General features: G+C 70.9%; 6 protein-coding genes. 1 reads left to right on the top strand and 5 read right to left on the bottom strand.

All coding sequences use genetic code 11. From position 1 onward, the window contains the following. From ACJ73U_RS25855 to ACJ73U_RS25875, 5 genes are all read right to left on the bottom strand, one after another. A partial coding sequence (locus ACJ73U_RS25855) for a serine/threonine protein kinase (RefSeq protein WP_407780301.1) occupies nucleotides 1–740 on the bottom strand: 740 nt, incomplete at its 3' end. A 554-nt stretch (nucleotides 741–1294) separates the two neighbouring features. After that, entirely contained in the window at nucleotides 1295–2056 is a 762-nt protein-coding gene (locus ACJ73U_RS25860) for a hypothetical protein (protein WP_407780302.1), read from the bottom strand. Nucleotides 2057–2430: 374 nt separating this feature from the next. Then, the gene (locus ACJ73U_RS25865) at nucleotides 2431–3468 is read right to left on the bottom strand and encodes a glutamate ABC transporter substrate-binding protein (RefSeq protein ID WP_407780303.1); all 1038 of its coding nucleotides are present in this window, start codon (nucleotides 3466–3468) and stop codon (nucleotides 2431–2433) included. After that, on the bottom strand, nucleotides 3465–4817 hold the full coding sequence (locus ACJ73U_RS25870) for a hypothetical protein (RefSeq protein WP_407780304.1): 1353 nt from the start codon (nucleotides 4815–4817) through the stop codon (nucleotides 3465–3467). The genes ACJ73U_RS25865 and ACJ73U_RS25870 overlap by 4 nt, the downstream gene beginning before the upstream one ends. A gap of 170 nt (nucleotides 4818–4987) precedes the next feature. Next, on the bottom strand, nucleotides 4988–5590 hold the full coding sequence (locus tag ACJ73U_RS25875) for a PadR family transcriptional regulator (RefSeq protein WP_407780305.1): 603 nt from the start codon (nucleotides 5588–5590) through the stop codon (nucleotides 4988–4990). 55 nt (nucleotides 5591–5645) lie between these two features. Here ACJ73U_RS25875 and ACJ73U_RS25880 point away from each other — a divergent pair. Continuing rightward, the coding region (locus ACJ73U_RS25880) for an FAD-dependent monooxygenase (protein WP_407780306.1) at nucleotides 5646–6536 on the top strand (891 nt) is incomplete at its 3' end.

The following is a 6536-nucleotide window of genomic DNA, read 5'->3' on the forward strand; positions in this document are numbered from 1 at the left end:
TCCATGACGATGTAGCCGGAGTGCTCGTGCTGGACGAAGTTGAAGATCTTCACCACGTTCGGGTGCTCGACCTCGGCGAGGAACCGCCGTTCCGCGACCGCCGACGCCATGGAGGTCGGGTCGCCCGTGTCGATCATGCCCTTGAGCACGACCCACCGGTCACTGACGTTGTGGTCCTTCGCGAGGTAGATCCAGCCGAGACCGCCGTACGCGAGGCACCCGAGGACCTCGTACTGCCCGGCGACGAGGTCACCGCGGAACAGGCGGGGGCGGAAGTTGAAGTAGGTGCCGCACTTGGCGCACTCGCCCTCGGTCTGTCCGGGCCGGCCGTCCTTGGCGCGACCCACCTCCGCACCGCAGTTGCTGCAGAACCGCTTGTTCTCGCTGACGACCGGGTCATCGAGGACGGCCGAAGCGGGGTCCTTGACCGGCACTATCGGCACGTCGACCAGGCCCGCACCCAGCCGACCCCGCCCGGAGGTACGCGAGCCGGTGCGGCGACCGGTGTTGGGGAAGGAACTGGAGCCGGTGCTGTGCGGCCCGGCGTCCCCGGGCTGCGTGGCCGGCGGCGAGTCAGACTGCCGCGGCGGCGCCGGGGGTGGCTCGACGCTGAGGGTGATGGGCGTCTCGTCGAGGACGCTCGTGGGCAGCGGCTCGTCGGCCGCCAACGCGGTGGCCGGCCTGACCCCGGGCTGCCGCGGCGCGACGTTGGGCACGGGGACGCCCTGCGCCCACTGCATCCCCGCCGGCGCCGGCCGGCCCCCGGTGGCGGGCCGGGGCGGTGCGTACCCGAGCTGAGCATCCCGCAGCGACGACGCCGGCCCACCCTGTGACGGCGGCCACCCCCCGCCGCCCGAGGGCGCCGGCTGGGAGTAACCGGACGAGCCACCGCTGGGCTGCGGCCAGCCCTGCCCAACCGGTTGCGAGGACTGGTTGGGCGGGAAGCCCCCAGCAGGCTGCCAGCCTGACCGCGGCTGATTCCCCCACGACGAATCGGCCCCGCTCTGGGACGGCGGGCCGCCAGAACCCGACGGAGCCGCGTTGGGTCCCGCGTTGGTGGGCGGACCTGCCGGAGGGTTGCGCCACCCGGTGCCAGGTTGCGAGCCGGTCGGCCGCGGACCTTGCTGCGACTGGTTCGCCCATCCACTCTGCGAACCCTGTCCTGACGCGGACGAGGGCGAAGGCGGACCGGGTTGAGCACCGACCGCCGGCACACCGCCAGGCGGTGTGTGCCGGGGCTGACCCGCACCGGGCTGGGCGTGGCCAGGTCCAGCCGGCTGCGACCAGCCACCCGTCACCCCGGCTGGCGGCCCACCCGCGGCCCCCTGCCACGTCGAACCACCCTGCTGGGACGAGGCCTGGCCAGGTCGAGTAGGCCCTTGCGCCACTCCGGGCTGGCCGGTCGGCCCGGTGGGCCCAGTCGGCCGCCCCGAATCGGCAGCAACTCCGGGACCAGCACCAGCACCCGGCCCGGCAGAGCCAGAGCCAGAGCCAGCATTGCCGGAGCCAGCAGCACCAGCACCGGCAGGTCCAGATCCGGCAGGCCCGACGCCAGCAGTTCCGCGGCCGGCAACGCCAGCATCGGCAACGCCAGGCCCAGTAGTGCCAGATCCGGCAGGTCCTGGCCGGGCAATTCCCGGCACGACAGCATCCGATCTGCCAGCACCCCGCCCGGCAGACCCGGCCCCGGCACCAGGCCCGGCCAGCCCGGCGCCGACAGTTCCCGAGCCAGCAGCACCGGCAGGACCAGATCCGGCGGACCCGGGCCCCGCAGCGCCAGGCCCAGCGAGTCTGGCGGCAGTTCCCGGGCCGGTAACGCCAGATCCAGCAGCACGAGATCCAGCAGGTCCAGGACCGGCAACGCCAGGCCCGGGAACACCCAACCCGGCAGCACCCCGTTCAGCAGACCCGGCCCCGGCAGCACCAAGCCCAGCCAATCCGGCACCGGCACTTCCCGGCACGGCAGCATCGGATCCGCCAGCACCCCGCCCGGCAGACCCGGCCCCGACAGCACCAGGCTCGGCCAATCCGGCGCCGACAGTTCCCGGGTCGGCAACGCCAGATTCGGCGGGTCCAGATCCGGTAGGCCCGGGCCCGGCACTACCCAATCCGGCAGCACCCGGCCCCGCAGGTCCGGGGCCAGCGGCCGCCGGGCCTGGTGGCTGCGTCGGCGGCTGAGGTTCCTCTGGCTTTCGGTGAGCGCCGCGGCCAGGTTCGTTCTCGTTGAGGACGTCCGGTGGGGCGAACCAGCCGGAGCCTTCGTCCGCGGGCTGGTTCAGGCGGGCGGCGCGTTCCTCCGCCTCCTTGCGGAGCCGCGCCGCGGCCTGTTCGGCGGACTCGGCCACCGCTATGCCGCACTCCTGGCAGTTCCCATTGACGACCTCGCCCGTGCAGCCGGGGCGGGGACACGAAAGCGCCATCACCTACCCCCTAGTCCAGGTATGCCGGCTGTGGTGGTGCCTGGCCGCCCATGCTGCTGCCCAGCCATCTGTCGTAGCTGCTCGCCCACGAGCCATCCGCGATGGACTTCTCCAGCACCGCGTTCACGAAGCGGACCATGTCCGTGTTCTTCTTCGGGATGCCGATGCCGTACGGCTCGTCGGTGAACCGATCGCCGACGAGCTTGACGTTCGGGTCCTGGGCGACCATCCCCGCCAGGATGGTGTCGTCCGTGGACACGGCCGAGACCTGTCCCTGTTGCAGCATGATCAGGCAGTCCGTCCAGTTGTCGACCTGGACCGGGACCAGCTTCGCCGGGTTCTGCTTGATGGTCGTGATGGAGGTGGAGCCCTTCGCCGCGCACACCTTCTTGCCGCCGAGCTGGTCCAGGCTCGTCACGTTGGATGTGCGGTCGACGAGCAGGCGCTGGCCCGCGATGTAGTAGGTCGACGAGAAGTTGATCTTCTGCCAGCGTTCGCAGTTGGCCGTGAACGTGCGTACGACCACGTCCACCTGGTCCTTCTCCAGCACGTCGAGCCGGCCCGCCGACGTCACGACCTTGAACTGCACCTTGTTCGGGTCGCCGAAGATGGCCTTCGCGATCTCGCGCACCCGGTCTATGTCGAAGCCCTCCAGCGCGCCCGTGGCCGGGTTGCGGAAGCCGAACAGGAACGTGTTCTGGTCCACACCCGCGACCAGTTGGCCGCGCTCCTGGATTCGCTGCATCGTGGTGTCGTTGGGCATCTGCCCCTCGGGCGGCAGCGGGCCCTGCGGGCGGTAGCTGGCCCGCGGGTCGCACGGCGGCGCCGGGGTGGTCGAGGTCGTCGACGTCTTCGGGTTCTCCTCCACGCCGACCGGCGACGGGCGATCCACCGACGTCACGTCCTTGGCGAGGTCGACCGGCTGCCCGCTGCCCGCGCACGCGGCCACGGCGAGCAACAGCACCGCGAAGACGAGGCTCACCGGCACGGCACGACTGGTCAGGCCCACCCTGGACCCGTGTCGCGCCATCACTCCGCCAGCCCTCACCGGTACTCCTGTAGTCGATCCCTGATACCCATTGTCACCCCTGCCGCCGCGACCAGCGCCAGAACGCCGATACCCGGTGCCAGCCCGGCCATCACGTTGCTCGCACCGCTGGTCTCCTCGGCGAACTGCTGCCGCGCGGCACGCAGCGCCTTGAGCAGGTTGTCGTCGAGCTTGGTGAACATGGTCGCGGCGCTGGTCTTCGCATCGGGGCTGGTGGCGAGCGACACCGCCTCGGCGTAGGAGCCGCCGTTGTCGAGCTTGCGGATCTGCTTGTGCGCGGCGAGCCAGTCGTCCACATTCTTCTGCGCCGCGGCCAGCAGGTTCCTGCTTCCTTCGGTGGCGGCCATGTCCCGGGCCGAGCCGAGCAGGGAACCGGAGCCGGAGATGTCCTTCGACAGCTTCACGAACTCGTCCTCGTACTCGCCGCCGTCGCCGCGCGCGACCAGGGTCAACGTCTCGTTCGCACGCATCTTCAGCGCCACGATCCTGGCCTGGACGATCACCTCGACCTGGCCGGTGCCGTGCTCGCGCCCGTCGCCCACCCGGGACGCCTCGAACAGCAGCGCCACGGCACCCCAGATCAACGCCACGACCACCGCGCCGGTCGCGACGACCAGACCGACGTTGAGCAGCCGGTTCGTCCGCCTGGTCAGGTACAACTGCGCGGCGACCAGGGCGCCGAGGAGCACCAGGGCCAGCCCGATCGAGAACCAGGGCACGGCCGTCGCGTCGTCCTGCGCGTCCGCGAGCCGGGCAGAGTCGATCTCGTACAGCTCCTGAGCCGCCCGCAGCAGCTTCGCGCGCATCAGCCCGGACGCCTCGCGCAGGTACGCCGCCCCGGCCGGGAAGCCCTGCCGGTTGTACGTCCGCGCGGTCTCGACGAGCCCCGTGTAGACGGGGAGCTGCTGGGCCAGCTCATTGACCTGCCGCTCCGCCGCGGTGACCCCGCTGACGTCGGCGGACACCTCGGCGAGGTTCGCGCCGGCGGTCGCGATGTCCGCGTCGTAGCGGTCCCGCAGCTCGGTGGGCGTGGTGCCACCGGCCAGGAAGGCGCTCGCCGCCGTCGCGTCCGCGTCGGACAGCGACCGGTAGATCTGCTGCGACGCGGCCGCCACGGGTTCGCGGTGGTCGATGAGGTTGTCGATCGTGTCCTGCTTCTGCTGCATCGCGATGGCGCCGACGACACCGGTGAGCAGTGCCAGCAGGACGAGTCCGACGCCGATCAGGAACAGCCTGCCGGGCGTGCTCGCCGCCGACTTGCGCATGCTGCGGGCCGCGGTCGCGGGCAGGGTGAGCACCCGGCGGGCTCCGGGTGCGGTCGACCCCTCGGCCACGGGCGTGGTCACCATCGGTAACTCACGGCGCCACTCATTCTGCAGGTTCCCCCCTCGCCGTTACCTACCCGTGGTTCGGAACTTAGTGCAGCGACTACCTGGACTGCCACCGAATCGATGACGAATGGGTGACGCCCGCCGCGCACGTGTGACACCAGCAAGTGGTCGAGCACGGAACGTGATAGTCACTTGAACTTCTCGGCCACCGCGCGGACCCATTCCTCCGACCAGGTGAGCTCGCCGGTGTGAAGCGCGGCGAGGACGCCCTCCAGCCACGTCAACTCCGCCGAACGGACGGCGATGGAGTACTCGTCGTCCAGCACGAACAGCCGCGGGAGGTCGGGGACGGCGGCCACCGCGAGGCGATCCGCGGCGAGCGAGGTACGCAGGTCGGCCAGTCGCACCTCCAGGCGCGCGGTCACCTCCTCCGGATCGAGGACCATCAGCGACGCCAGCGCGGCCGGGAACTCGGGGTACTCGGGCGCCGGGCTCGAGAGCATGTCGGCCGTCCACTCGCGCAGGGCGGCCGAACCGGCCTCGGTGATCTCGTAGACCGTGCGCTCCGGGCGACGCTCGTCCCGAGCCGTCTCCAGGACGGCGATCAGCTCGGCACGGGCCAGCCGGTCGATCGTCTGGTAGACGCTGTTGCGGGCGGCCACGTTCGCGATCTTGTCCTTGCCGCGCTCCTTGATCATCTCGTGCATCCGGTACGGGTGCATCGGCTCCTCTTCCAGCAGAGACAGCAGCACGAGCGCCAGTACGGACCGTCGAAAGGTGCTCCTCGCCACGAGTCAGCACCCTAGTACGCCTTGCCGGCTTGGTCATTCCATGTATATTCATAATATGACTGTAGCACTCATCGTGGGTGGCGGAGTGGCCGGCCCGGTCACCGCGATCGCCCTTCGCAAGGCCGGCATCGGCGCGACTGTGTACGAGGCCTACGACAGGAACGCGGACGGCGTCGGCGCGTTCCTGACCCTCGCCGTCAACGGCATCGCCGCGCTCGGCACGCTCGACCTGCAACACCTCGTACGCGACAGGGGCTTCGCGACCACGAAGATGTCCATCGGCCTCGGCGGCAGGAAGCCGATGGCGGAGTTCGGCTTCGGCGCCGCCCTGCCGGACGGGACCAGCACGATGACCATCGAGCGCGCGGAGCTGTACCGGGAGCTGCGCGACGAGGCGGTGCGCCGCGGCGTTCCCGTCGAGTACGGCAAACGGCTGGTGACCGCCACGCCGGACTCGCGAGGCGTGATCGCGCACTTCGCCGATGGCACCAGCGCCCGCGCCGATCTGCTCGTCGGCGCCGACGGCCTGCACTCGACCGTGCGCACGATCATCGATCCCAACGCGCCGACGCCGAGGTACGTGCCGCTGCTCAACGCCGGCGGGTACGCGAAAGGGCTGCGGTTACCCGCCGAGCCCGGTCACATGCAGATGGTCTTCGGGCGCGCGCTGTTCTACGCCTATGTCGTCCACCCGAACGGCGACGTGTGGTGGTTCGCCAACCCGCGCCAGCCCCGCGAGCTGTCCCGGGCGGAACTGGCCGCGGTGGACTGGCGCGCGCGGCTCACCGAACTGTTGGCGAAGGAGGACGGCCTCGCCCGCGACCTCGTCGGCGCGAGCGAGGAGGTGTTCGCGGGCTGGAACACCTACGACTTCCCCAAGGTGCCGGTGTGGCACCGCGACCGCATGGTCATCATCGGCGACGCGGCGCACGCCACCTCGCCGGCA

Source organism: Actinophytocola sp., from assembly GCF_045807065.1.
GTDB lineage: Bacteria > Actinomycetota > Actinomycetes > Mycobacteriales > Pseudonocardiaceae > Actinophytocola.

What these genes read in the sequence shown, in the direction of transcription:
- ACJ73U_RS25870 (WP_407780304.1), bottom strand. Translation starts at nt 4,817, where the DNA reads ATGGTGACCACGCCCGTGGCCGAGGGGTCGACCGCACCCGGAGCCCGC.